Annotated in this window: 19 protein-coding genes and 5 pseudogenes; 6 read left to right on the forward strand and 18 right to left on the reverse strand. The window is 51.1% G+C overall.

Annotation, left to right across the window (positions count from 1 at the left end; translation table 11 throughout):
• Window positions 1–17 precede the first annotated feature (17 nt).
• On the forward strand, window positions 18–1673 hold the full coding sequence (locus tag L1P05_RS03960) for an AAA family ATPase (protein WP_012847667.1): 1656 nt from the start codon (window positions 18–20) through the stop codon (window positions 1671–1673).
• Entirely contained in the window at window positions 1670–2578 is a 909-nt protein-coding gene (locus L1P05_RS03965; protein ID WP_012847668.1) for an HNH endonuclease, read from the forward strand. Before L1P05_RS03960 ends, L1P05_RS03965 begins: the two co-directional genes overlap by 4 nt.
• Before the next feature lie 208 nt (window positions 2579–2786).
• Here L1P05_RS03965 and L1P05_RS03975 read toward each other — a convergent pair whose 3' ends face one another.
• Both L1P05_RS03975 and L1P05_RS03980 read right to left on the reverse strand, forming a co-directional pair.
• Window positions 2787–3047, reverse strand: a complete 261-nt coding sequence (locus L1P05_RS03975; RefSeq protein WP_231941981.1) for a phage polarity suppression protein — start codon at window positions 3045–3047, stop codon at window positions 2787–2789.
• Between the two features lie 25 nt (window positions 3048–3072).
• Window positions 3073–3732, reverse strand: a pseudogene (locus L1P05_RS03980) (recombination-associated protein RdgC); the annotation flags it as partial.
• A gap of 379 nt (window positions 3733–4111) precedes the next feature.
• Between L1P05_RS03980 and L1P05_RS03985 the strand changes: the two are divergent.
• Both L1P05_RS03985 and L1P05_RS03990 read left to right on the forward strand, forming a co-directional pair.
• Window positions 4112–4621 carry a DUF2975 domain-containing protein gene (locus L1P05_RS03985; protein ID WP_012847671.1) on the forward strand — a complete coding sequence of 170 codons (510 nt, stop codon included), beginning with the start codon at window positions 4112–4114 and terminating at the stop codon, window positions 4619–4621.
• Between the two features lie 12 nt (window positions 4622–4633).
• The gene (locus tag L1P05_RS03990; protein WP_005285579.1) at window positions 4634–4861 is read left to right on the forward strand and encodes a helix-turn-helix domain-containing protein; all 228 of its coding nucleotides are present in this window, start codon (window positions 4634–4636) and stop codon (window positions 4859–4861) included.
• Window positions 4862–5078: 217 nt separating this feature from the next.
• Here the strand turns inward: L1P05_RS03990 and istB are convergent, their stop codons facing one another.
• The 3 genes and pseudogenes from istB to L1P05_RS04005 all read right to left on the reverse strand — a co-directional run.
• A complete protein-coding gene (istB, locus tag L1P05_RS03995) occupies window positions 5079–5861 on the reverse strand; it encodes an IS21-like element ISSen3 family helper ATPase IstB (RefSeq protein WP_012846920.1) in 783 nt (260 codons plus the stop codon).
• Window positions 5858–6880 carry an IS21 family transposase gene (istA, locus tag L1P05_RS04000; RefSeq protein WP_012846921.1) on the reverse strand — a complete coding sequence of 341 codons (1023 nt, stop codon included), beginning with the start codon at window positions 6878–6880 and terminating at the stop codon, window positions 5858–5860. The genes istB and istA overlap by 4 nt, the downstream gene beginning before the upstream one ends.
• Before the next feature lie 86 nt (window positions 6881–6966).
• Window positions 6967–7485, reverse strand: a pseudogene (locus tag L1P05_RS04005) (tyrosine-type recombinase/integrase); the annotation flags it as partial.
• 7 nt (window positions 7486–7492) lie between these two features.
• Between L1P05_RS04005 and L1P05_RS04010 the strand changes: the two are divergent.
• Window positions 7493–7735, forward strand: a pseudogene (locus L1P05_RS04010) (integrase core domain-containing protein); the annotation flags it as partial.
• Between the two features lie 334 nt (window positions 7736–8069).
• On the opposite strand, the gene L1P05_RS04015 reads toward L1P05_RS04010, so the two are convergent.
• Window positions 8070–9134, reverse strand: coding sequence for an IS110 family RNA-guided transposase (locus L1P05_RS04015; protein ID WP_012847674.1), 1065 nt, complete (start codon window positions 9132–9134; stop codon window positions 8070–8072).
• 222 nt (window positions 9135–9356) lie between these two features.
• Here L1P05_RS04015 and L1P05_RS04025 point away from each other — a divergent pair.
• Window positions 9357–9482, forward strand: a pseudogene (locus L1P05_RS04025) (IS3 family transposase); the annotation flags it as partial.
• A gap of 25 nt (window positions 9483–9507) precedes the next feature.
• On the opposite strand, the gene L1P05_RS04030 reads toward L1P05_RS04025, so the two are convergent.
• The 12 genes and pseudogenes from L1P05_RS04030 to L1P05_RS04085 all read right to left on the reverse strand — a co-directional run bounded on the left by L1P05_RS04030 (window position 9508) and on the right by L1P05_RS04085 (window position 25241).
• Window positions 9508–10023, reverse strand: coding sequence for a hypothetical protein (locus L1P05_RS04030; RefSeq protein WP_129985700.1), 516 nt, complete (start codon window positions 10021–10023; stop codon window positions 9508–9510).
• Window positions 10024–10095: 72 nt separating this feature from the next.
• Window positions 10096–10539: pseudogene (locus L1P05_RS04035) on the reverse strand (transposase); the annotation flags it as partial.
• Complete coding sequence (locus tag L1P05_RS04040) at window positions 10476–11042, reverse strand: hemagglutinin repeat-containing protein (protein ID WP_306304638.1); 567 nt, start codon at window positions 11040–11042, stop codon at window positions 10476–10478. The pseudogene L1P05_RS04035 and the gene L1P05_RS04040, both read right to left, overlap by 64 nt.
• A gap of 338 nt (window positions 11043–11380) precedes the next feature.
• Window positions 11381–11647 (reverse strand): hypothetical protein, encoded by a 267-nt coding sequence (locus L1P05_RS04045; RefSeq protein ID WP_071818503.1) that lies wholly within the window; start codon window positions 11645–11647, stop codon window positions 11381–11383.
• The gene (locus L1P05_RS04050; RefSeq protein ID WP_012847679.1) at window positions 11644–11904 is read right to left on the reverse strand and encodes a glycine zipper 2TM domain-containing protein; all 261 of its coding nucleotides are present in this window, start codon (window positions 11902–11904) and stop codon (window positions 11644–11646) included. The genes L1P05_RS04045 and L1P05_RS04050 overlap by 4 nt, the downstream gene beginning before the upstream one ends.
• Window positions 11905–11981: 77 nt before the next feature.
• On the reverse strand, window positions 11982–12209 hold the full coding sequence (locus L1P05_RS04055) for a hemagglutinin repeat-containing protein (protein WP_012847680.1): 228 nt from the start codon (window positions 12207–12209) through the stop codon (window positions 11982–11984).
• Window positions 12210–12308: 99 nt separating this feature from the next.
• Window positions 12309–12542, reverse strand: a complete 234-nt coding sequence (locus L1P05_RS04060; protein WP_012847681.1) for a hypothetical protein — start codon at window positions 12540–12542, stop codon at window positions 12309–12311.
• On the reverse strand, window positions 12539–14536 hold the full coding sequence (locus tag L1P05_RS04065) for a VENN motif pre-toxin domain-containing protein (protein ID WP_336886335.1): 1998 nt from the start codon (window positions 14534–14536) through the stop codon (window positions 12539–12541). Before L1P05_RS04065 ends, L1P05_RS04060 begins: the two co-directional genes overlap by 4 nt.
• A 340-nt stretch (window positions 14537–14876) precedes the next feature.
• Window positions 14877–15557 (reverse strand): hypothetical protein, encoded by a 681-nt coding sequence (locus L1P05_RS04070; RefSeq protein WP_012847683.1) that lies wholly within the window; start codon window positions 15555–15557, stop codon window positions 14877–14879.
• Entirely contained in the window at window positions 15547–15834 is a 288-nt protein-coding gene (locus L1P05_RS04075) for a hypothetical protein (RefSeq protein WP_012847684.1), read from the reverse strand. Before L1P05_RS04075 ends, L1P05_RS04070 begins: the two co-directional genes overlap by 11 nt.
• The gene (locus tag L1P05_RS04080) at window positions 15821–23422 is read right to left on the reverse strand and encodes a two-partner secretion domain-containing protein (protein WP_080783500.1); all 7602 of its coding nucleotides are present in this window, start codon (window positions 23420–23422) and stop codon (window positions 15821–15823) included. The genes L1P05_RS04075 and L1P05_RS04080 overlap by 14 nt, the downstream gene beginning before the upstream one ends.
• 55 nt (window positions 23423–23477) lie before the next feature.
• Window positions 23478–25241: a ShlB/FhaC/HecB family hemolysin secretion/activation protein gene (locus L1P05_RS04085; RefSeq protein ID WP_012847686.1), complete on the reverse strand. Its 1764-nt coding sequence runs from the start codon at window positions 25239–25241 to the stop codon at window positions 23478–23480.
• Window positions 25242–25881: the final 640 nt, after the last annotated feature.

Here is a 25881-nt window from a genome sequence, read left to right on the forward strand (position 1 = left end):
AATGAGAGCGGCTTTTCATGATAACTGTAAAAGATGTTGGCTTTAGTGCTGGAAGAGATTTTAAATGCTCGTTGAGTATTCGTGGGGTAAAACGTATAAATAAAAGCTTTAACGGCAAAAAAATATTTATTGCTGATGCAGTTATTTCAGCTTTAACTCAAGAGGATAATTTTGGTTATCATCTAGATGACGACGAAAAAGTTCCTCTGAGGATTCTTTTTATCGGAAAAACAGATAAAGAAATTGATCTTTTAGAACTGCTTGAAGACAGTGGCGGAATGTCGCTGTATAGAATCAAAAAAGAATTTAAGTTTGACTATGTGACCCAAGTTTCTGAAGACGCATACAGATATATAAATAAAAATCTGAGTGGTGAGGATGCGTTATTACTTCTAAAATCTTTAAACGACATGGGAGTTTATCTTAATATATATAAGTCGCGCTCATTTGCGAACAAATATCTACATGACAGTATTATCAATTTACTTCTTGATAATACATTCAGTACATATGCATTCCAACATGGGTATAAACATATTATGAATAATGAAGGAGTTATATATGAAATAATGCGACCGCAAAATCTTATATATTCTGATGAAACTAATGGTAAGGTTAGTTTTCAATTTACTAATAGCGTTGATATTAACATCCCATTTCATGTTCTCATTGGTAAAAATGGAAGTGGGAAAACACATGTTTTATGTAATTTAATAAAAGATAAGGTCTTTGGTCGGTATGTTCGCGGCTCTGATGAAACTGTTTATAGTAGATTGATTGTGGTTTCGAATACTATTAATGATAAGTGTTATAGACCATCAGCGATTTCTCGCGATAAGAGTAGGCTTAATAATTATCATTTTATCTCATTAACATCTGAAAAATATTTCAATAAATTCTTCCCTCGTGGAAGTAAATTGACATTGCTATCTTTAGTTGAGCGGGTGGTCAAAAGAGATATTACTAAAGAGGGTTTTTTTAGACAAAGTGAGTTATTGGATTCTGTAATTAAAAAAATAATACCAGATTATACTTTTTCTATAAAAAGCAACCTTAACACATATCACTATGATAGTTTCTCCGAATTAATAAGACGTGAGAGGACAACTGGTTTTTCTGCAAATGTTGATCTTCTAACGGGAGTTGAGGTTGAATATTATTTGCCTGACGCTGAGATCGTTTTTTATAAGGATGGTTCTCCTTTTAGCTTTAGCTCAGGCCAGTTATCATTTTTAATTGGTATGTTCTCGATTATATCAACAATTGAGAATAATAGCTTTGTTATTATAGAAGAGCCAGAAAACTATTTGCATCCAAGCCTTTTAACTCATTTTATTAATTCTGTTACTCATATCCTTAGGGATACTAATTCTATTGCTTTAATTTCAACACACTCTCCTCTCGTGCTTAGGGAAACACCTTCAGACCAAATAACTATTCTACATAGAAGTAATGGTAAAACATACTACAAACAAACAAATATTGAAACTTTCGGTGCTGATACACATCAGATTATGATAGATGTATTTGGCGATTTATACTCGAATGCAATTTTTAGGGAAGAAGTTAAACGGATGGCGGATAGTTATTCTATTCAACAAATAATAGATAAATTCTCTAAATTTTCTTCTGATACTCTGAATAAGATTCTAATGGAGAAAAAAGGCAAATGAGAACTTTATCTAAGCCTAAAAATATTGATTCTATTAAGAATGGTATTGATATATCTTCAGCAGTTCGCACATTGCTTTCATTTGATGAGCCAGAAGGTATTTCATCTTTACGTAAAGATGAAGCTAGCCTCATGGCTGAACTAATTAAGTATGATTACGAGATGAAGCAAAATGGTTATTTAAACCATGACTCTGTAAGGAACTTTATTAAGCATAAGACCGCTTTGGAATGGATTTATTCTAGGCCAAGCAAAAAGAGAAAGACTGCTTTCATTGATGCCATTCGTCAGGCTTATGCCGATGAGGGTATTTTATGCCCATATTGCGGGGTATCACCTTGTAGAACGTTGGATCACTACTATAGTAAAGCATTATTGCCACAGTTTTCTTTTTTGCCAGAAAATTTAATACCGTGTTGTGGTGATTGTAATAGAGATAAGGGATCGAAAAAAGCTTTTAGTAAATGGAGACGATTTTACAACCCTTTCTATGATGATTATTCTGTTTTTGAAAGTGATGAGCCTTTATTGATTATCATTTTTAAAGAGAACCCTCATCCTAATGTAGATATGAATTATATAATAACAGCTAACCATAACCTCCCCTATTTGACAAGAAAGCATATTAACTATCATATTAACGCGGCAAATATAGCAAGGGGACATTATGAATCAATATCTAATTCATTCTGGAGAGTGGCGCAAGATTTAATAAATTATCGAAAGCTATTGAATAGCCGGAGTATTTCCGAGCAGATTTACGACTCTCTTCTGAACATGCATATTAAGAGAAATGATAACCTATCATATGATTGGGAATTTATAATTAGATATTCTTTAGTGAAGATACAAGTTAACTCATGGATTTATAGGAGTAATTCACCAAAACTTGATTTGGATAACTAAATGTATTCTACATTTAAGGCGCGCAATGCTCTCCCCGCCACGCCTGCCCGCTTCCCGGGGCGCTTTTAATGCAGGTGCATGAAGGGACTCAGGCCGCGCCAGTGCTGGTGCGGCGGGGTGTGGAAAATGCAGGTTTTTGCATGCAAAGCCATGCAGCGTAGGCATGCATGGCTATTTTTATTAAAAAGACGGGTATTTTCGGGGCGTTTTATGCGGATTTTTTGCGGGTCTGCGCGGCCTGTCGGCGCATGAAAATCTGACTCTGTTCAGGCGTATATTTTGCCCTGTTGTCGTCTCTCGATGCTCTGTCAGGCCGGAAACCGATGGTTGTCAGAATGTCGCGATCTTCCTCTGCATAATCAATATTTCCTCCGCGGGTTACATAAACGGACAGCGCTTCGCGAACACTGGCGGCCGCCCGGTCGAGAGCCCGTTCTCTGACGATGTCAGGTTGTTCGCTGAGATGCATTAATTCCGGTGCCAGTGCGGCGGCCATCCTGTTGTTTCGTGCGGATGATACCGCCGTCTTCCAGGGTGGCTTTTAGCTCTGCCTCATCACCCAGGGTAAATCCTGCGGGTGCCTTACCAGTGCGCACCCATTGGGTTAGCGTTATCTCGATAGGGGTTTTCATGGTGAGCGGCACAACGGGCAGTGAGCCGAGGCTCTTACGCAGCAGAGAGAGAATGTCTTCGGCCTTTTTAGCGTTGGCTGCATCGACCATAACCAGCTTTTTGGCGGTATCGATCCACAGCCAGCTTTGATGCGTCCGGGTAAATGCTCGCGGCAACAGGGAATGCAGAACCTCATCGCGCAGCGCGTCTTTCTCGGTTTTCTTCAGCTTGCGGCATTGTTCTTGCTCCAGCTTTGCGATGCGTTCGCGTAAGTGTTTTTGGATCACCGCAGCCGGGAGTATTTTTTGTTCACGGCGGTAGCGCATCAGGAGGTAGCCATTAGCGGCATGAATTAGGCTGCCAGCCGTAGCGAGCGGCGCTGTCCAGCCAGAGCGAGACATATCCTGGCTTGCGCATGGGGTGAAAGTCATCGGTGTGATAGCGGCCTCGATGGCCTTTGCATCTAAGTCAATGTCTCTGGTGAGGCGGTATATCAGTACGTTTTTCACGTTAAAGGTTTTCACGCATTTATCTCCACACATTTTTTAGGTACGAGTGTCCCCGGCGTTGATTACGGATAATCAATACGATTGGCATATTGGGGATTCACACAGAGAAGGGCTCTAGCCGGATAGACCGAATAACTCACTTCATACTTAAGTTTCAAGGTTAGCGAGAACCTTTCTCTGTGTGTGCTGCGGTGGCAGGTACAGATCTCCGGCTTGGGGGGAGGGAGTCGTTTTTGTTATCTGTTTGGAGCAGTCATCTAAATGCATAAAAAACATACAAATGTAAACCTTTGCGCCTTGTAAAATCAATGATTGATATTATTTTATTAATGTTTTACATTAATTTCTCCGTTAGCAGAACTTGTATGAGGTCAGTATGTCACCACAGAAGCTTTCTAGGATTAGTCAACACATGTCTACAGCATCTCTTTTCATTATCATTTTTATGTTAGGATTCAATAGCCTATTTTGGATATTTCCTTCACTGTTGTCAGATAGTGGTGGATATGGCCTTACAGCACAGATGATGGGCTTAACTAATTTTGAAATGCTACCGTGGTGGAAAATCACTGGCGGAATTATCCTATCAGGCATTCCATTAGTCTCATTATCTTATGGGCTATATCAGTTACGAGTTCTATTCCATACTTATTCTAAAGGGGATTATTTTTCCACTAACGCGGCAAGGTTATTAGGCTCTGTTGGTAAATCAATAATTATTTGGATTCTATTAAATATATTGTGCGAACCTTTGCTTAGTTATTGGTTGACATTTCAAGAACCTATTGGGAATAGAGTTATTTTTGTCAGCATTGATTTTCAATATATTGCCGCTGTTTTTTTCGCATTCTGCGTCATATTAATATCTGAGATATTAAAAAAAGCCAGCGTTATTAATGCTGAAAACCAACAAATAATATGAGGCTATCACATCATGTCTATTATTGTTAGATTAGATGTCTTGTTAGCCGAGCGCAAAATTAAATCAAAAGACCTTGCCTCTGCAATAGGTATCACAGAGCAGAACATATCAATACTAAGACAAGGAAAAGTTAAGGGGATTCGTTTCTCAACATTAGAAGCGATATGCAGATACTTAAATTGCCAACCTGGTGATTTATTAATCTTTAATGACGAAGATGATTCAACCATAACTGGTTAGAATTGTATCAATAATTTATTAATACAAAGTATTTCTTAGATTAGTAAGGCCCATTTCATCTTTAAGTGGGCCTTTGTTGGTAGTAACGCTCTGTAAAATTGTGGTTTTAGCTGAACCATAACGCCCCTCATCCTCACCTCGTTGTAGGTAGTGTCAACGACGGGTAAAAAGTGATCCACTTACATCTCCACCGACGGTCTAATATTGATCCACCATTTTACTCAGGATTAGCTTCAGCGATAACCCCGGCCTTTCGTTTCTGTTTCAGTCGATAACTCTCTCCTTTTATTTGAACAACGTGTGAGTGGTGTAAGATCCGGTCCAGCATCGCGGATGTTAGCGCCGCATCACCGGCGAACGTCTGATCCCACTGCCCGAACGGCAGGTTGGAGGTCAGGATCATCGCGCTCTTTTCATAACGTTTGGCGATGACCTGGAAGAACAGCTTGGCTTCTTCCTGGCTGAACGGCAGGTAGCCTATTTCATCGATGATGAGCAGCTTTGGTGCCATCACGCCACGGTGAAGCGTTGTTTTATAGCGCCCCTGGCGTTGTGCCGTGGACAGCTGAAGCAAGAGATCCGCCGCCGTAGTGAAGCGAACCTTGATACCCGCCCGTACCGCTTCGTAGCCCATTGCTATTGCCAGATGCGTTTTCCCCACGCCGGATGGCCCCAGCAACACGATGTTTTCGTTGCGCTCTATGAAGCTCAGTGAACGCAGCGACTGGATCTGCTTCTGCGGCGCACCGGTGGCGAAGGTAAAGTCGTATTCTTCGAACGTTTTCACTGCCGGGAAGGCCGCCATCCGGGTATACATTGCCTGTTTACGCTGATGTCGGGCCAGTTTCTCTTCGTGAAGCAGATGCTCCAGGAAGTCCATGTAACTCCATTCCTGCTCCACTGCCTGCTGTGACAGGGCTGGCGCTGCGCTGATCAGACTGTCCAGTTGCAGCTGTTCGGCAAGCACCATCAGCCGTTGATGTTGCAGTTCCACCATCATGCGGCTCCTCTGCAGAACGTGTCATAGATGGATAGCGGGTGGTGCAGTGGCTGCCTGTCGAAGGTCACCAGGCTTTCGTCTACCTGCACGTCATACTGTTTTTTCTCCGTCGGTAGAGCCAGCATGGACTGCTGCTCTTCGATCCAGCGATCGCAGGGACGGGTCTGTATTGTTTCGTGCCTGCGCTGGTTAGCGACATCGTGCAACCAGCGCAGGCCGTAGCGGTTGGCTGTTTCAACATCGACGGTGATCCCCAACGGACGCAGGCGAGTCATTAGCGGGATGTAGAAGCTGTTGCGGGTGTACTGCACCATCCGCTCCACCTTGCCTTTAGTCTGTGCTCTGAAGGGGCGGCACAGCCGTGGAGAGAAGCCCATCTCTTTGCCGAACTGCCACAGTGAAGGGTTGAACCGGTGTTGCCCGGCCCGATAAGCATCGCGCTGTAGCACTACCGTTTTCATGTTGTCGTAGAGCACTTCACGCGGTACGCCACCGAAGAAGCTGAACGCATTACGGTGGCATTCTTCCAGGGTGTCGTAGCGCATATTGTCAGTGAACTCGATATACAGCATTCTGCTGAACCCCAGAACGGCAACGAACACATGAAGTGGTGATTTGCCATTACGCATGGTGCCCCAGTCAACCTGCATCTGTCGTCCTGGCTCTGTTTCGAAGCGCACGACAGGCTCCTGTTCCTGAGGAATGGCAAGTGAACGTATGAACTCTCTCAGGATGGTCATGCCACCACGATAACCCTGCTCCGTGATCTCGCGGGCGATGACCGTTGCAGGGATTTTATAAGGATGAGCATCGGCGATGCGTTGCCGAATATAGTCCCGGTATTCATCCAGGAGTGAAGCGGTTGCGGGACGCGGCGTATATTTTGGCGGCTCAGACTGCGCACGCAGATAACGCTTTACGGTGTTACGGGAGATACCCAGTTCCCTGGCGATCGCCCGACTGCTCATACCCTGCTTATGCAGGATTTTAATTTCCATAACTGTCTCAAAAGTGACCATAAGCTCTCCCGAATCAGGAGAGCAGATTAACCCCTGGATCTAATTTCAGGCGTCGGATATGGATCACTTTCGCACCGTTGGTAACACCTTAACGCTGCGCGCCATGCCGTGTTAGCATCAGACCGCATTTTGCGCACCGCTTTTGTTCTCGTTCCATCCGGGCGAACGGATGATTCAGTGTGAACAAAGACCCACCGGTTATGTTTTCCCAGCTGATCCCGCAGCACTTTACAGGCCGATTCGTTCAGGGCGACCCCTATCGCCCTTCCTGCTTTTGCGTCCTCGGGGTGAATCCACGCGACCCTCCGCTGCATATCAATTTGTGACCACTCCAGATCAGTGATGTTCGACCTGCGCAGCCCCGTCGCTAATGCAAAAATAACGACAGACTTCATAGGCTCTGGAAGCTCCCGGATCAGGTTCGCTGCTTCCTCTTTGGTTAGCCAGCGAATACGCTTGTTTTTCGGCACCGGGCATTTGATGTTCGGCGCTTTGGCTATCCATCGCCATTCGTTTGCCGCGCATCGTAACAGTGCCCAGATAAAAGCGAGGTGCGTCGCCTTCGTCGCCAGCGACGCTGGTTTATCCTTAAATTCAGGAACAGGCTATGGGGTAATGCAAAGTATGAGTCGCAGAGGGAATTGCCTAGATAATTCGCCGATGGAAAGAGTCTTTCGCAGCTTTAAAAGTGAATGGCTTCCGAAAGGTGGCTATGGTGATTTTAGCCATGCAGTACGCGATATAAACCAGTGGATAAATGGTTATTACAACGTTTATCGACCACATACAAACAATGGTGGTTTATCGCCTTGCTTGCATGAAGAAAAGTGGAAACAGGTTATTACTGTGTCCTGATTTTGTGATCCACTACAACGCAGCAACGATATCCTGCGGCAGGCCTCTGCTTATTTTGCGAAGGCGGAGTTCGTATATGGACGTCTCCTGTTTTGCCAGGTAATTGTTGCCATTCTGATGCCGACAGTGAAGATCGCAGTCGTATATCCGGGCTCTTTGTGCGTCAGTTTATCGTACGCTGCCCATAATGGAATCTGCTTGCTGGCTCCCAAACGACCGCTAAGTCTTGAACGGAAAGTTCCTGACTATCGAACTCCACGGGATGTTCCAACACCGGTCTGACCTGTCTGTGCCATTATGTCAGTTAATTACCTGTAGCAATCTGGGAAGGGGTTCATTCATCTTTTCTGGCCAACAATCTGCCAGCAAGTTCCTCACGAAACTGTGCGTCATAGGTGCGTTCGTGAACGATAATAGCCCACGCAATCCGGGCGTTCCTGTTTGCCATGGCTACTACAGCCACATTGATATGTTTTCTGCTTAGCCACCCGGTGATGGTCTTATCCCGTTTTCCCTCGTTGCGTTGTGCAACGGAGATAACGGCTCTGGCACCATGCACAAATAGCTGTCTAAGATAACAGTCTCCTCGCTTACTGGTCCCCAGTAACACAGGTTTTCCTCCTGTAGAATGCTGTCTGGGTACGAGACCGAGCCACGCTGCCAAGTGCCGACCTGCCCGAAACTGCCTGGCATTACCTATGCTGGCATCCAGTGCGGAAGCTGTAATCGGACCAATTCCCGGAATGGTCTGCAGACGGTAGGCGACATCAGATTGTCTGGCATGTGCTTCGATCTGATGTGTCACATTGTTAATATGCTGCTCCAACTGTTGCAAATGCACCCATTGCTGGCTGATGCAGGTCACGAGAAATCCGGGCGAGAGTTCACTCAGTTCTTCAAGTAATGTGGGAAGGATTTTGTATAAACCGCTGCGCCCGACGGGGGTTGGGAGCCCGAATTCACTTAATAGCCCCCTGAGCTGGTTAATCGTGGCTGTTCTCTGCCCTATCAGAACTTCGCGAATGCGATGCAGGCTCAATACCGCCTGCTGCTCAACCGTTTTGGCAGGAACAAAATGCATATCTGGCCGAAGCGCCGCCTCGCAGATTGCACGAGCATCGTTACGATCATTTTTGTTTGATTTGACGAAGGGTTTAACAAACTGGGGTGAAACCAACCGTACCTCATGCCCCAGTGACATGCAAAGTCGCCCCCAGAAATGCGAACTGGCGCAGGCTTCCATTGCGACAATAACAGGTTGACTACGGTGTAGATATTCCTCGAGTTTATGACGAGAAAGCTTCAGTGCTTTTATCTGGTTACCTTTATTATCAACAGAATGAATATGAAATACATTTTTAGCCAGATCGATACCAATCAAGGTTGCTGCTTTACACATGGAGGTTTCTCCTTTGATTATGGTGACGACGAACTATCACATATCGTTATACGCCTGAATGCAGGAGGAAGGCGACGTCCATTCCATTGACCGTCTGTGGAAAAAATAATGCCGCTGCTAGATACCCTCTGCGGTAGTCATGGGGTCGGACCGGTATGTCATGAGCTGAATATCGCCCCATCGACGTACTACCGGCACCAAAATTACCGTCAGCACCCTGAAGCTCGTAGCGATATTTTTGATTACATCGAAATGTTTTATAACAGTAGGCGTCGGCATGGTTCGAGTGTTCAGATGTCACCGACAGAATATGAAAACCAATATTATCAACGGCTCAGAAGTGTCTAGATTATCCGTGGCGATTCAGTTCGATTTATTCAGCAAAGCCTCTATCATCACGATAAAATTGAGTGCTTATCTCGGGCATAAGTGATTTTCGTCTTCCGGTGTTAAATATTCTGAAATTTAAATTATCGAACTTATTGCTGGATAACGACATTATATTGTATGCTGGTTGATGTGCATAGATTAACAGGGATTCAATCGCGTTTAGTTCGGTATTATCCTTACTGATAGGATCATAGTTTCTATCACGCATTTCCTTCCAGCTAGTAAATTCTCCAAATGATGCAAGGAAAACCTTGACCTCATCGCACTGATTAGAAAAGCGATTGTAGTGTTCTGACAGTCTTTTCATTATGTCTCTCTCCGTTTTTCCAATGTATAACAATACATCACGGCCATAAGTTGGATGATCGCCATAAATTTGATAAAGGCAATGCCATTCCTTTGCAATATCTCTGTCTTTATCCTGAGTTATTATATCTAACGAGTATGGGCCTTCCCAATATACATCATAAATTTTAGTTTCTAGATTTGAGTTACGCATAAATATTGTTATAGAAAATTAATCAGGTAAATAATATCGGCATGATTTTTAAAAACTTTAGTTATTTATATAATCTACATTAATGCCTAATACCAGAAACACAGACTTATTGATGACGCGACTATCCTGTCGGATGTTCAGAACTAAATGGTTAAGATAAATAGTAAGATAAACAATAAGATAAACGTTATTCAGTAGCTGATTTTGCCATTCGGTAACCTGCTCCATTACGGCATCGGTGACCTTTGAGACCAGCGCCGGTGAGACACCGGCGTCATACAGCTCTTTGAACGTAGCGGTGATCTCGCGAGTGGTCATCCATTTGGCATACAGCGACAGGATTTGGTTATCCATGCCGGTAATGCGGGGCTGGTTTTTCTTCAGCAATTGGAGTTCAAAGGTGGCTTCGCGATAGCGGGGAGTACGTAGTTCAAGCGGGCTATTAACGGTCGCTACGGTCTTTGTTGAGTAGCCGTTGCGGGTATTGGAGCCAGATTTGGGCTGATTTTTATCGTAGCATTGACGCTGGCGTTGACATTGAACCCCACGCCACTGGAGCCGAAGGTTATCCCGACCCCCACGCTGCTACCCTGGCTGCTGTTTTTGCCGTCCACCGTCTGGGTGTTTTGGGCCGATAGCAGGGTGATATCATGCTGGGCATCGAGTGCAATATCGCCACCGGCCTGTAGCGCGCTGCCGGTGACGGCAATATTGCCGCTGTCGGGGGCTTTGCCGGCTTGAGCATTGCCATACTCTGTTGTGACTGAACCTGTTATGTTGCCAGCAACGCCGGGCACTGGATTAATCGGTAGCGGTTTGGATATCCCGATCCCAACACCTGTCCAGATCCAGTCTTTCCATGGTTTCATTGGATTAAGGGTTTTATCAAATGGTAATTCAACAAGTTTACCTGCACTATACCCCAGCCCTGATAGTGCACTACTGATCAAGCCACCTTTCAGCGGATCGCCACCTTTAAGATAATTTGATGTGGCTCCACTGCCTGCGCTCACGACCATAGTACCTCAGAGTTCGGCTCCTGCTGTGAATGCACCAGTCCAGTATCCCAGAATAACGTCATTTGGATTTACTTCACCGTTAATTAGCAGGCCTGCACCAGCATTAGCTCCTGCACCTATCAGGTTGGTTGTTGCTGCTGCTGCTCCCGGTAATAATGGCTATACCATTGCACTACCCATCGCAGCTACTGCCAATTGGCAGGATACGGGAGTGTTTCCACTACAGGGCTCTTTAATTGTGGTCTGAGTTCCCGACTCGTAGTTTTCGACTGTCCTGGCTCCTGCTTATTTACAGCGGAAATAATATCCCCCAAAGCATTACTCTCCACAATAACTCGTTACTCTTTGGATGGGGAGCGCTTTTCTTTGCGTGCTTTTATCCAAGACATAAACCAGATACCTATTCCTGTGGGTATGCCAGTAGCTATTCCTGCTTTAACTGAGTAAAGAACGTCATCTTCCCAACTAAAAATGAATTTACCATTTTTAAGAAAAACCAAGATCGCTGCACATAAACAAGCTAATAGCGCAACTCCGATCAGGATAAGAACACAATAACAAATTAAAACAAAATTTAGTTTTACGCCAACTGTCCGTATTTTCATTTTTCATCTCCAGACTCATTAAGCTTATTCTGAACTTTACCACCAACTATTTCACTAGAAAGCGAACCACCAATGTTACCTATCGTTTCTGCTACACCATTTGAGACGACTGGTTTCAGCTGCTCGGTAACAACCTTACCGGCTACACTACCCACCGCTGAACCAATTCCAGCCCCGATCATCGCATTGGTCGGATCTTCACCTTTGATCATGTTGCCAATATAAGCGCCACCGATGCTGACGCCTTCTGTAAGCACAGGGCCTTTACCCTGAGTTAATGCGCCAGTTCCTATTGCGATGAGTGCATCGGCATAGCTAAAGGGTTTATCACCATTTACGGTGAGTTGTGTGCTGACATTCGCCGCACCTCCAATTCTTCATAGTTATCCATCGCCTGTTCACTGCGTAGGATCAGATTATTACCGACATTCGCCACCACGTTCTCCCCCTGTATCTGCGCCCCTTTCAGGGTGGTGTCATTACCGCTGCTCAGCGTCAGGGTGTTGCCCGCGTTCACTGTGGTATCCGTGGCATAGCGGCTGTTGCCTTTTTCAAACACCATAATTCGTCAGTACGGCAGCTTAAATCCGTCGCCGAGTAAATTATTCTCCACAGAAAAACCCAGTTACTGAACTGGGTTTTGTTATCTGCCCCTATGTATTCAATGTCGTTTCATTGTTCTGGCGTAATAATACATACCGCCAATTCCGCACACACCACCTGTAATGCAGGCTATTTTTAAATAATTAATAACTTCTTTCATAGAAAAGTTGAAAGGTGTTTTGTAAAACAACCAAAAGAACACGTCAATAGCTGTGCCTACTAGCATTAATGTCAAGGCCACTGTCATAAATATAGCAAGAAAATAATATAGAAAGGTAACAATGAATTTCATTTATTATTGCCCCTGTTATTATTTTTCACTTCATCTATCTTGTCATTTACCTTATTGGAAATGTATTCACCACCTGAAGTTCCGCTCGTAGTGCCAGCAACTGAAGGCCATAGGCTTGGTTGAATGGGCTTAGATATTCCCATTCCTATGTCGTCCCATCCTAAATTTTTCCAAACAGGATTGAAAATTTCATCCATAGCAGGTTCAACAAATTTATTTCCTATTCCATAGGCTACTCCGCCTGTGAGACCGCTAACCAGTCCACCTACCCATGGATTCTTGCCATCAAGATAACTTGTTGTAGCTCCTCCCGCGGCATTTATGGCTATTGTCGTTTCCAAGCCAGTACTTCTGGTCAGTGCTCCAACCCAATATGCTGCGATGACATTCTTAGGATCAACTGAACCGTTCATCACATAATCAATGCCACCAACTGCTCCTGCACTGATTGCACCAGAAATAACCATCGCCTCAGGAAGCACACCACCTGACATCACGGTACCCATCGCCGCCACTGCCATCTGGCAAGACATAGGTGTATTTCCGCTACAAGCTTCTTTAATTGCCGCCTGCTGTTCTTCTTTCCATTTGTCCGCAGTACCTGGCTTATTAGCATTGGCAGCCGCCAGAACACTTGCCAGCGAGTTATTCTCCACCGTCGTCTTACCCGACTGTGCGCCGGCGAGTGCGGAAGCACCCGCGTCACCCACCAGGCCGCCGGCCAGTCCGGCGGCAACGGTGGCCAGTGCTGAAACGGTCTGTTTCTCGGTTTCGCTGAGCTCAGCGACCGGTTTCTGGTACATCTCAGTGGCCAGCATGCCGACGATTTCGCCGGTGGCTGCACCTGCGGCTCCGGCAAGGGGATGATTCCCCTGTGCTGCGGTCAGCGCCGCATTTACCACCGCATGGGCCGCCACCCGGCCCGCGCCGTCCGGGGTGCTCTGTTTGATTATCTCACTAATATACGGCGCTGCGCCGCCCGCCAGCGCCGCCTGCAGGTTGCCGCCCGCCAGCCCCTGTACCGCCGCCGTGGCCGCCTGGATCGCCTGCTGGTATGCGCCGCCGGTGCCCAACCCGGAGTCGCGCATGCCAGTGTTATACGCCCGCTGCGCCACATCCTGTTCGGTAAACGGCTTACCGCTGGCCGCCAGCGCGGTACGGGCCTGACTCAGGGCCGTCGGGTCACGCTTGGCTTTCTCCCCGGCGATCTCGGCCTCTGTCCGCGCAATATCGGCCACCTGATTGCCAATCTCACCGATCAGCTGGGCCTGCTGCAGGCGCCGCTGCGCTTTCTCCTTGTCGAAGATAGGGGAGAGAGGCTGGTGCGCCCGCTCCGTGTCGCGCGCTAACCCGGCGACATCCTGCTGCTGGTTGGCCCGATCGCGCACGACGATCGCGCCGTCGGCGATTGCCGATTGGGTGGTGCCGCGGGCGCGCGCCTGATGGTTGGCGCCGGCCAACAGGCTATTGGCCATATTGCCCGCGAACTGGCCGCCAATGCTGCCGCCCGAGCTAAGGCCAAAACCCTGGTGCTGTGCCTTGAACTCAGCCCGGTTGTCGATATCGGCAAAGCCCAGGGTTCCGGTATCGAGGCGATTGCTCTCCTGATTGGCCGCGCTGGCAATGGCCGCGCCGTCCAGCTGGGTATGATTACCCACGGTGATATCAAAGCCGCCTTTACCGGCAAAGATGCCGGTCTGGTTCTCCACCGAGGCATAGTCGCTGTGCATCTTATCGCGGCTGGCGGCGATGTTCAGAGAGCCATTGCCGAAGCCGATGCTCCCCCCGGCGCTGAAGCTGGACTGCTTGGCTTCATAGTTATCCATCGCCTGTTCACTGCGTAGGATCAGATTATTGCCGACATTCGCCACCACGTTCTCCCCCTGTATCTGCGCCCCTTTCAGGGTGGTGTCATTACCGCTGCTCAGCGTCAGGGTGTTGCCCGCGTTCACCGTGGTATCCGTGGCATAGCGGCTGTTGCCTTTTTCAAACACCATAATCCGTCAGCCCTTTTGGCAGGTTAAACCGGTCGCCGAGAAAATTATTCTCCACAACACCCCCAGTTGAAAAAGACTGGGGTTGTTGTTAATTTCAGTCTGGGGCCGAAGGTGGCTTTTTACGGGCGTCAAACTTATCTATCAGATTAAATACTATTGCAGCCAGTGTAATCGCAGAGCCAGTTATACACCCAAGAACAAAAATCCTTTCCACCTGGTAGTCAGGGAAAAAAGTATCCTTTTGTTAGATAGATAAATAATGCCCCCCCTCCAATAAGGAGGAAACCCAGTACAATACAAAAGACACATGAATATATAAGCAACTTAATATATGCAATCATTCCCCCACTTCCTTATTTCTTTCGGAGGATAGTTGTGTGCCATTTACTGCATCTTTTATATATCCACCTAAAATTTCACTACTAAAGGAACCTGTCGTGTTAAATATAAAGCCAGGTACTTTTTTACTAGTTAATGAATTCACAATTCCTGATGCATATTCCCCGAACAGTCCACCGGCCCATGCTCCAGCAGCAGCTCCGCCAATAGATCCAGTATCCGGTCCATCAGTGAAAAATGCACTGCCCATCGCAATTCCGACGTTTTGTCCAATACTCCTTCCCGGTGCAAGTATCCCTGTAATGCCTGCACTGGTACTGCTTTTCCAGTCCCAACTTTTGTTTTCATTACCCGGCTGGCTCAGGTCAAACCACTGGTAACTTCCGTTGGCTATCTCCGCAATTATCCCGCCACCAATCACTTTCCTGACTGATGCTGCTGGTCCCAGATACCACGTTTCGGCAATCATCACACCATCCTGATAACCTTCAACAATAGCTTTGGTGATATTGGTATCCTCCGGCAGATCGCCTTTTGCCAGCCTATCCAGCCCTGCCTGCTTCTGTTCGGGCGTCAGCCCATTTTTTTCAGCATACTGATTCCAGGATTGTGCTGCTGCACCATAATCCGTCAGCCCTTTTGGCAGTTTAAACCCGTCGCCGAGTAAATTATTCTCCACTATCATCTTTGTTATCTGATTTAAATTTTTTTGTCAACTCAGGGATAACTATTCCCCAAATCCATAGGCTAAGACCTAATAACAAACCAATAATTACCCCGGATTTAATTGTATTAAGTATTGTTGATGATGGTATATCTAAAGAGAGGAAACCAGTTTTAAAAAAAGCAACAATACTACCAAGATATATTCCAGCGACACCTAGCACACTGGTTATTACAGGAAAGAAAAGTATCCAGATAAATATCTTCATGTTAAATAATTTATTTTTTTTCATCTTTATTATCCATGGTGATTTTTTGGGATTGGAAGTCAACATTTCTTTCTGCAAATGAACCAATAACATCTCCAGCAACCCCTGATGTGACGGGACCATACCCTTTATCTATTAGTTTATTAGTAACTTTATTTGATGTTGCTCCCCCCAAAAGTGAGCCAAAAATAGAACCAACAACTGAAGCCGTTGGATCTTCATGCTTAACTGAGCTTCCTAAATATGCACCACCGCCATTCACCACTGTGGTAAATATGACACTTTTCCCCTGAGTCAAAGCCCCTGTGCCTATTGCGATCAAAGTATCTGTATAGCTATATGATTCTCCAGAACTCATCGTTATAAATTGCTGTGTCGCATCAGCAGTTCCGCCTAATGCTCCGCCAAACACTAATCCATATGCGACAGTCGCTGGTGCAATAGCCATACTTCCCACAATAATAGGAACGGGTGCCCACGCGATCAGTAAACCACTGGCAGGATCTTGTTTTTCTAAAAGGTTACCCTTTGCATGTTTAGATAATGCGGCGGTAATCTCTTGTGGTGATTTGCCATCCTGTGACATTGATATAGCTAGAGTGGTCGCTGATAATCCATAATCCGTCAGCCCTTTTGGCAGTTTAAATCCGTCGCCTAGAAGATTATTCTCCACCGTCGTCTTACCCGACTGTGCGCCGGCGAGTGCAGAGGCACCCGAGTCACCCACCAGGCCGCCGGCCAGTCCGGCGGCAACGGTGGCCAGTGCTGAAACGGTCTGTTTCTCGGTTTCGCTGAGCTCAGCGACCGGTTTCTGGTACATCTCAGTGGCCAGCATGCCGACGATTTCGCCGGTGGCCGCACCCGCGGCTCCGGCAAGGGGATGATTCCCCTGTGCTGCGGCCAGCGCCGCATTTACCACCGCATGGGCCGCCACCCGGCCCGCGCCGTCCGGGGTGCTCTGTTTGATTATCTCACTAATATACGGCGCCGCGCCGCCCGCCAGCGCCGCCTGCAGGTTGCCGCCCGCCAGCCCCTGTACCGCCGCCGTGGCCGCCTGGATCGCCTGCTGGTATGCGCCGCCGGTACCCAACCCGGAGTCGCGCATGCCAGTGTTATACGCCCGCTGCGCCACATCCTGCTCGGTAAACGGCTTACCGCTGGCCGCCAGCGCGGTACGGGCCTGACTCAGGGCCGTCGGGTCACGCTTGGCTTTCTCCCCGACGATCTCGGCCTCTGTCCGCGCAATATCGGCCACCTGATTGCCAATCTCACCGATCAGCTGGGCCTGCTGCAGGCGCCGCTGCGCTTTCTCCTTGTCGAAGATAGGGGAGAGAGGCTGGTGCGCCCGCTCCGTGTCGCGCGCTAATCCGGCGACATCCTGCTGTTGGTTGGCCCGATCGCGCACGACGATCGCGCCGTCGGCGATTGCCGATTGGGTGGTGCCGCGGGCATGCGCCTGATGGTTGGCGCCGGCCAACAGGCTATTGGCCATATTGCCCGCGAACTGGCCGCCAATGCTGCCGCCCGAGCTAAGGCCAAACCCCTGGTGCTGTGCCTTGAACTCAGCCCGGTTGTCGATTTCGGTAAAGCCCAGGGTTCCGGTATCGAGGCGATTGCTCTCCTGATTGGCCGCGCTGGCAATGGCCGCGCCGTCCAGTTGGGTATGATTACCCACGGTGATATCAAAGCCGCCTTTACCGGCAAAGATGCCGGTCTGGTTCTCCACCGAGGCATAGTCGCTGTGCATCTTATCGCGGCTGGCGGCGATGTTCAGAGAGCCATTGCCGAAGCCGATGCTCCCCCCGGCGCTGAAGCTGGACTGCTTGGCTTCATAGTTATCCATCGCCTGTTCACTGCGTAGGATCAGATTATTGCCGACATTCGCCACCACGTTCTCCCCCTGTATCTGCGCCCCTTTCAGGGTGGTGTCATTACCGCTGCTCAGCGTCAGGGTGTTGCCCGCGTTCACCGTGGTATCCGTGGCATAGCGGCTGTTGCCTTTTTCAAACCCTTTGCCTTTATTGACGCTGGCGTTGACATTGAATCCCACGCCGTTGGAGCCGAAGGTTATCCCGACCCCCACGCTGCTACCCTGGCTGCTGTTTTTGCCGTCCACCGTCTGGGTGTTTTGGGCCGATAGCAGGGTGATATCATGCTGGGCATCGAGTGCAATATCGCCACCGGCCTGTAGCGCGCTGCCGGTGACGGCAATATTGCCGCTGTCGGGGGCTTTGCCTGTCGCGCTGACGGTCAGGTTGTTACCGGCGCTGACGCCGCTGCTCTGCGCCGTGGTCTGGCGCGTTTCGGTTTCGGACTTGGCGGTGCTGCTGCCAAAGGAGAGGTTAATCCCGATGGATGCGCCGCTCTCACCCTGAGAGGCGTCAGCCAGACGCGCGCCTCCAGCCGCCTGAACCGCGGATAGCCCCGCTTTGATCGACTGCAGCGCTTTGATCCGGCTGTCATCCGTCTCTTTTGCCTGATTCGCCGTCTGCACGGCGGCATTCAGCGCGCTGCCTACCGTTCCGCTCAGGGCGAGCGTCAGCCCGCTCTGCTTCTGCTCGGTTTTGGTCAGCTCCGTGTGGGTGTTTTCCGCTGCGCTTATCGTAACGGACTGACCGGTCAGGTTTATATCTTTCTGCGCGATCACATCGCTGCCGTGCAGCGTAAGGTTTTCACCGGCGCTCAGCGTGACATCGCCCCCGGTGCTGCCCAGGGTACTGCCCTGGTGCTGCTGGCTGTGGCTGTCCGTCGTCTGTGTCAGGGAACGTGTTCCGATGGTAAACCCGATGCCCCCGGAGCCCATCAGTCCGCTATTTTTCTCTGCGCGCAGGTGGGCTTCGTTACGCATCTCATCCGCGGTGGTGACGGTGATATTTTTTCCCGCGTGGGCGCTCAGGTCGCCGTCCGCAATCACCTGGCTGCCCTCGGTCGTGAGGTTATCTCCGGCACGCAGGGTAACGGTGTGGCCACTGAGCTGGCTGCTGGCCGCCCGTTGGTGCTGTACCTCGTCATGGGTTTCCAGCGACGACGCCGAAAGGAGACCTTTGCTGTGCTGTCGGCTGTGTTCAACCAGATCGGTCGCCACCGTCCCGGCGTTTAGGGTTATATCGCGTCCCGCCGAGGCCGTCAGGGCGCTATCCGCCGCCACCGTCGCCGCCGTGGCCGTGATATCCCGTCCGGCGTTGAGGGCGATGCTCCCGCCGATAAGCTGTGTACCGACGTCGGCCTGTTCGCTGAGGCGGCGGTAGTTATCCGCGCCCCAGTCGCCGTTTTCGGTACGGGTGGTGGTCACCGTCGCCAGGGTGATGTCGCCGCCGGCGGTAATGGCGGTTTTAGCGTCCTGGCCCCGGTTCTGAATGTCTGACGCCGCCAGCGTGACAGAATCTGTTGCGTTCATCGTCAGTCGGCCCGCATCGTGCTGTATATACACGCCGGCAATACGGTTGAGATGTCGGCTGTCCGCCGCTTCCGTCAGGGTCGTTTCACTGTGGATATTTTCCGCATTCATGGTCAGGGCGCGGCCGCCGATAAGCGTACCGCCGATGTTGCTGAGGCTACGCTGCGCGCTGAGCAGGAGGTCATTGCTGCGGATGGTTCCCAGATTGAGGATATCCCCGGCATTCACCCGCAGCGCCTCTTGGCTGAGCATGCTGCCGCTGTTCATGAGCTGATCGTTAACGGTAAACTGCGTGTTTTTACCGGACAGCAGCGCGCCGTCGGCGCCTAAATCTCCCGGCTTTAGCCGGGCATAAACCTGCGGCACCAGCACCGTTTCGCTGCTGCCGTCCGCCAGTGTCACGGTTTGTTCCACCAGCCAGACGATATCGCTCGTCAGCAGCGTCATCTGCTCTGCGGTCAGCGCCGTGCCCAGGGGCAAATTAAACGTTTGGCCAAAGGTGATACCGTTGTCCATCAGCGCCTGGAACTGCGCTTCGTCACTGCGGTAGTCGCCCAGATAACGCTGCCCGGCCAATTTCACAATCTGCTCAGAGACCAGCCTCTGCTCGTAGTAGCCGTCCCCCAGCCGTTTGTGCGCCTGCTGGTGATCGCCCAGCATGGCCTGCTGCATGTAATCGGTCGCCAGCCATTTTTTGTGGTTGGTGAAGCGCGGATCCGTCTCCACCAGGTATTGGCTGTCACTGCCCGGTTGCACCCTAAACAGGTTATTCTTTGGCAGGGTTAACGGGGGATTCGCGGTACGGATCACCGCCTCCACCGGCGCGCTGTCCGTGGCAGAAACCAGCGGAACCGTAGTGATGGCCAGCGGCGTGCGTCCGGCGCTGTCCCGCGTCTGAACGTCGGTCTGCGCATTGGCCTCCCATTTCTGTACCGCAAGGTCGATAGATGTGGTCTGCGGGGGAGGGGAGTAGTCGCTGCTCTCCTTTCCCTGGGATGTTTTTGTTCCGCCGATGGGGCGCTTTTTCTTTTTGGCCCACCAACGGGTTTGGGTTCCTGCGTCGGTGACAATATGAACGCCCGGCGTCGCGCTATTCTGCAGGTCATTAATCGTTGCTATCAGCAGATCCCCTGCCATAACGCGGCTGTCCTGATTCACCAGCTTGTCACCGTTGATGGTCAGCGTCATCGCGGATTGAATAATCCCGGGCTCCGTCGTGATCACCTGTGTTTCCTGAATAACCCGGGTATAGCGATATTCGTAAAACGCCTCATCACGGCTGCCGTCCGGCATCACTGCGCTATGGACGCCATATTTATTTTTATGGCTGATATCAATATCCTTCCAGTCAAAACGCTGTGTGTGGCCTTTCAGTACCCCCTCGTGGCGCTGCTGACGGCTGATTTCGGCCACCTGGGTGACCAGGTTCGTATTGATATTGTTGATCTCCCCGATGCTCAGGGTCATATTTCCCTGCGATTCGAGGGTGGCGCCCATATTGTTAAAGCGCTCGGCGCTGCCGGTCGCGCGGCCATTGGCATCCAGGCTACGCCCGATATTCAGCGGTCCCTGGCTATAGATCAGGCTCTCTCCGGCGTTATTCAGGGTCGCGCTGCCGATGTTCAGGCTGCTGCGGGCGGCGATCACCGCCGAGCGGGCGTTATCTGCGGCGGCCGTGTTATTAATCAGCGCGGCCTGCAGCGCAATATCATCACCGTAGAGCCGCCCAGAGGCGGTATTGTTCAGGGTGCCGGCGTTAATCTGCGTCTTGATGCCGTCAATCAATCCGGTATTGGTGAGGGTATTGCGTACGTTCAGCGTGGCCTGATCGGCGCTGATTTCGGCGTTGCGAGTATTGATCAGCCATGGGGTTTCAAGGGTTAGCGCGTTTCCCCCTTGGATCCGTGCATCATTTTGAATGCCCTGGTGTGCCGCGATCAGCAGGCTGCCGTCAGCCTGTACATTGTGCTGGTTGATGAACCGATCATTCAGCGTCAGGGCCATATCGCCAGACGAGAGGAGACTCCCGTCACCGCTGAGCGTTCCGCTGGTAATGGCCAGCGCCTGACCGGCCCTCAGCGTGCCCTGCGTATTGGTGAGGTGCTCCGTGGTAAGCCGCGCCTCTTCATCGCCGGCTACGATGCCCTGCGCGTTGTCCAGCGCACGGGTCGAGACGCTCAGCTGCCTGCCCGCGCGGATCTCCCCGCCGTGATTATCCGTTTTCTCGGTCACCGTTAGCTGCGTAGTCGCGCTGCCCTGAATTTTTCCGCGCTGATTGTTCAGTGCGTCGGCGCGGAGCGTGACGTGTTGTCCGGCGATGACCCCCTGCGCGTTGTCCAGGGTGTGCTGTACGGCCAATGTCAGCGCACCGCTGTCGCGCTGTATCAGCGTAGCGGCGCGGTGTGACAGCGACTGGATCTGCGCGCTGATACTGCGGGCGGAGGTTTCACTGTTATCCAGCTGATAGCTCCCGCCTTTCATTATCAGGCTGCCATTGGAGCGTATCGCGCCCTCTTGGCCGCTAAAATCCGCGGTGGCGATGCGGACAGCGCCGTCACCGGCGTGCTGAATGCGCCCGCCGCGGTTATCGATCCTGTCTGCATTCAGCGTGAGATCGCGGCCGTTGGCGGCGATCGTGCCGCCGTTATTGATTATCCCGTTCTCATGCGTCAGCGCCAGATCCTCTGCGCCGAACTGGATAATCTGCCCCTGGGTGTTGTCCAGCCTGCGGCTGCTCAGCGTCAGTGCGCCGGCGCTCAGCCTGCCGCTGTGGTTATTAATGCCGTCCGGCGCCACCGCCGTGAGCGTGTCGGCGGCGGTCACCGTCGCGTTGTGCAGTTCCAGCCGAGTGGCCGCGCGCAGCGTGACGGCGTCGGCGGCGCTGCGGCTGCCCTGCAGCGAGAGATCCTGTGCCGATACCGCTATACGGTCCTGCGCCAGCTGCAGCCCGTTCAGGGCGGCTGCGTTCGCGGCGTTCAGGACAAGGTCGCCGCGCTGCGTGAGTCTGCCGTCGTGATCGACGCCGGCCGCCATAACGGCCCCGCTGGCGTTACTCAGCGCCCGACTGTCAGAGGTGATATGGCGTCCTGCGACGAGCTGTTTCCGGTTATCCATATCCCCGGCCGTTTTCAGCTGAATATCTCGCCCAGCGCTGACGGTGCCCGCGTTGGTGAAGCTATCCGTCAGCGTCACCTTCACGTCCGCGGCGGCGGTAAGAATGCCGCTGTTCTGCAATTGACCGTCGGCGCTCAGGCTCAGTTCGCCAACCTGTGCCCCGATGATGCCCGCATTGCGCACGCCAACCCCATGCTCCGTGCCGACCAGCTTAATTTTGTCGCTATACATGCCGCCGACCGCGGCGACATCCAGCGCAAAGGCGGGCGCATCGCCCGCGCGCTGTTTTTGCCTTACCACGTTGCCTTGCGCATCGGTGATATTATGCCCGGTGGTGATGGTCAACTCCTGGGCATGCAGCTTGGCGTTGACCTCCACCGCGCGGCCGATCAGCCGGGTGTGGTCACTTTGCACATCGTTCATGCCGCCGCCGCCGATGGCAATCTGGCCTCTGTCTACCTCAAACCCCGCGACTCGCCCTTGCTCCAGCAGCGTCTGCGCGGCGGCCATCGTAGTCTGTCCGGCATTGATAAAGCCACAGCCGTTACAGGTGATCCCGGCCGGATTGGCAATAATCACGTCCGCCCGCTTACCCGCCACCTCAATAAAACCGTTGAGCTGGCTCGCGTTGGCGCTGTTGACCTCATTGAGAATGATCTTCGCCTCGCCTTTTGCCAGCCACGGGTTGGCGGTGATCATGCCGCCCAGCTGCGTCTGCGTATGGATTGCGCTGTTATTGAGGATGGCGCCTTTACGATCGATATCGAACTGACGGTACTGATTACGGGATACCCCATCGCGGTTGGGGGTCTGAATATTCACCTGCGGCGTACCGTTGGCGCTGGAGAGCACCGACGGCTGTCGATTGCCGGGCGCCGCGCCGTCCGCCACAATACCGCCAGCGCTGGCGGGCAGGGCAATCCAGCCCAGCAGCAGCATCATGGTCAGACGCAGTGGGGAGATGACGGCGGTCAGCTTTCGGGTATCCACGCGGCGCGGGGCCCGGGCGTTATCCGCGCTATGATTTTTGGCTAACTCGGATACCACCATCATCATCTGACGGGAGTGATTAAAAACGACACGATAACAGCGTTTATTCATGGGTTATTACCTGCATCATCAGTCTGGTCATTAGCACCGCCATCACGCGTCCCCGTCAGTACTGCCAGTTCACCGAAAAATTAACGACCGCATTGTCAGTCTTGAAGCCGTCCGGTTTGGACAGCGGTGTACCGACGGCGAAATCATATGAAAGCCCCGCGGGGTAATAGCCGCCTTTCAGGCCAATCACGCCGCCCGCAAGGGTTCGTCCGATCAGTTCGCTGCGGTTATGGCCGTCTACCCGGCCGTAATCTGCGCCGATATACAGCTGCTGCTGCGGCAGCGGCGTCTGCCAAGATAGCGTGTTACGCAGATACCAACCGTCGTCACTGTTCAGCGTGCGTTCGCCATCAAAACCGCGAACGCTCCAGCGATTACCGATGGAAAACTGATCCTGCGGTGTCAGCGGCGTCGCGCTCAGCTGGCGCAGGTATTCACTGTGTAATTGAAACTGCTGTTCACCCATCGAGAAGGGGAGCGTCAACGACGCGGAGAGCTGTAAAATACGGGAGAGTGCGGTGGCATAGCCTCCGCCGTCACGATCGCGGTACTCCTCAAACGCGGGAATGGCGCCGAACCAGCGGGTGCCGCGCTGATAGCTCCCGCCCACATCCAGAATGGCAGAGGCGAAATACTGTCGGTGCGTCAGCCCAACCCGCCAGCTGCTGGTGCGGCGTTTCTGGTTCTCTATCTCAGTCTCTTGAATAAAGTTGCGGGTCTGGCGCAGATCCACGCCATAGTTCAGGGTCGTTTTGCCCGAGGTATTGCGATACAGCACATTGCTGAGCTGCATCGTGATATTTTCACTGCGCCCTTTATAACGCGCATCGCCATTAAGCAGCGCTACGGTTTGGACGTAGTTATATTTACTCCCGGTGAATACCAGCTGCCAGTAACCGAACGGCACAGAATAGTGCGCGCTGTAGTTGGTCGATGCTTTCGCGTCCGTAAACAGCAGGTCTCGGGTGGCGGTGACATAAAACAGATCGCTGAGGGCGAGTGGATTATCCAGGGCTAACATCATCCCCCCCTGGTTTTTTCCAGCGCTCTCTGTACCGGTATTATCTACCCACAGATTAACCCGCCACATTTTTTCCTGTTTGCGGGTAATGACAATATCGCTTTCCCCCGGATGATTGCCGGGATGCAGCTCCACCGTAGCGTCAACGCTCGGCAAACGCTGTAAATTCTCCAGCCCCTGTTCGATATCCCGCAGATCCAGCACATTCCCTTCGCGGGCAGGCATGGCGCTATAGCGTAAGGCATAGGTATCGGAATCTTCGGTAAAACGCACCTGACGTATGCGACCAGGCACCACGGCCAGCGCAAGCGTACCCTGCGTCAGATCCTGCTGCGGCGCCAGCACGCGGGTCGTCACCCAGCCGTGGTCGATAAGGCGGTTTTGTAGGGTGGACATCAGCAGGTTAATGCCCTGTACGCCAAGGCAATGGCCGATCGCCTGGTTGGCGAGGCGGGCTAAGGGAAGCCAGTGGGGTAATGCCTCGGTGCCGCTGACCTGCACCTGAGAAATAGGGAAGCAGGGCACCTCACGCGGAAACGCACCGTCAAGGGGGGGCAACGCCGGGGGCGCCAGGCGGATATCGGGCGCCACCGGCGTCATTTGCTGTTCGAGCGCCTGTTGACGCTGCTGTTGGTGGATAAAGGGGTGTCCCATCAGCGGCGGTGCGATTGATGCGGCCTGAGATGAAAAGGCGCATGCCAGCGCAATCGCAGAGATAAATAAACTATTTTTTCTGACGGCGATACTCGCGCTGATGCGCGGCGTTGGGTCAGGATAATAGGGATGCGAGTTTTGCATTTATCGTTAGTTATATTTATTGTGGTGATAAGAAAGAACGTTTTACCTTATTATCTGCGCTGGATGGATCTGGGTGGATAATGAAATAAACGCCGCTCGGTTATAAGTCGAATCATTAATAAATAATCGGATTCAAAAAGCAATGGCGCGGCGAATTTTCAGACTTATCCCATATATAAATATATATCCATTGCATTGCTGACATAATCTTTAATTATTATTTGAGGGGCGTTGTCCGGGAATAATGGCGATCGCCGCGGTAATGCGCCGGGTGAATTTAGTGTAAAATGGATATTGCGAAGGCCATATGCTATGAATATATCTGTTTTTCGTCGGATGATGAGCGATAAATATCGCCGCTGTCGCGTTCTGTCATATCTGCGGTGTTCAGGCACGATTGCCACCGGCCATCTATTCGCGATAAACGACCTCTTGCGCGATAAACGACGTCGGAAAAGCGCGGGCGATTGCCGCTCTCGCTTATTCATTGTCGCCGGGGCTAAGGCTACGTCACTGTGTTCTTGCGCTCGCAAACGCCGGTTGGTCGTTTTGATGATGGGGGAGATACGACGGCGGGGCAGGGTAAGGCGCATCGGCGAGAGGCGCGCGCCTGGTCAGCCCGACGGCGCGGGCTTCGACG

This window comes from Edwardsiella piscicida, assembly GCF_021733145.1.
Taxonomy (GTDB): Bacteria; Pseudomonadota; Gammaproteobacteria; order Enterobacterales; family Enterobacteriaceae; genus Edwardsiella; species Edwardsiella piscicida.

Bases quoted from the DNA above. Each gene is read 5' to 3' on its own strand.
- L1P05_RS03960 (WP_012847667.1), top strand. From the start codon at position 18: ATGATAACTGTAAAAGATGTTGGCTTTAGTGCTGGAAGAGATTTTAAA.
- L1P05_RS03985 (WP_012847671.1), top strand. From the start codon at position 4,112: ATGTCTACAGCATCTCTTTTCATTATCATTTTTATGTTAGGATTCAAT.
- L1P05_RS04085 (WP_012847686.1), bottom strand. From the start codon at position 25,241: ATGCAAAACTCGCATCCCTATTATCCTGACCCAACGCCGCGCATCAGC.
- L1P05_RS04040 (WP_306304638.1), bottom strand. From the start codon at position 11,042: ATGGTCGTGAGCGCAGGCAGTGGAGCCACATCAAATTATCTTAAAGGT.
- L1P05_RS03990 (WP_005285579.1), top strand. From the start codon at position 4,634: ATGTCTATTATTGTTAGATTAGATGTCTTGTTAGCCGAGCGCAAAATT.
- L1P05_RS04080 (WP_080783500.1), bottom strand. From the start codon at position 23,422: ATGAATAAACGCTGTTATCGTGTCGTTTTTAATCACTCCCGTCAGATG.
- L1P05_RS04015 (WP_012847674.1), bottom strand. From the start codon at position 9,134: ATGTGTAAAGCAGCAACCTTGATTGGTATCGATCTGGCTAAAAATGTA.
- istA (WP_012846921.1), bottom strand. From the start codon at position 6,880: ATGGTCACTTTTGAGACAGTTATGGAAATTAAAATCCTGCATAAGCAG.
- L1P05_RS04055 (WP_012847680.1), bottom strand. From the start codon at position 12,209: ATGGTGTTTGAAAAAGGCAACAGCCGCTATGCCACGGATACCACAGTG.
- L1P05_RS04075 (WP_012847684.1), bottom strand. From the start codon at position 15,834: ATGAAAAAAAATAAATTATTTAACATGAAGATATTTATCTGGATACTT.
- L1P05_RS04045 (WP_071818503.1), bottom strand. From the start codon at position 11,647: ATGAAAATACGGACAGTTGGCGTAAAACTAAATTTTGTTTTAATTTGT.
- istB (WP_012846920.1), bottom strand. From the start codon at position 5,861: ATGATGGTGGAACTGCAACATCAACGGCTGATGGTGCTTGCCGAACAG.
- L1P05_RS04030 (WP_129985700.1), bottom strand. From the start codon at position 10,023: ATGCGTAACTCAAATCTAGAAACTAAAATTTATGATGTATATTGGGAA.
- L1P05_RS04060 (WP_012847681.1), bottom strand. From the start codon at position 12,542: ATGAAATTCATTGTTACCTTTCTATATTATTTTCTTGCTATATTTATG.
- L1P05_RS03965 (WP_012847668.1), top strand. From the start codon at position 1,670: ATGAGAACTTTATCTAAGCCTAAAAATATTGATTCTATTAAGAATGGT.
- L1P05_RS03975 (WP_231941981.1), bottom strand. From the start codon at position 3,047: ATGCATCTCAGCGAACAACCTGACATCGTCAGAGAACGGGCTCTCGAC.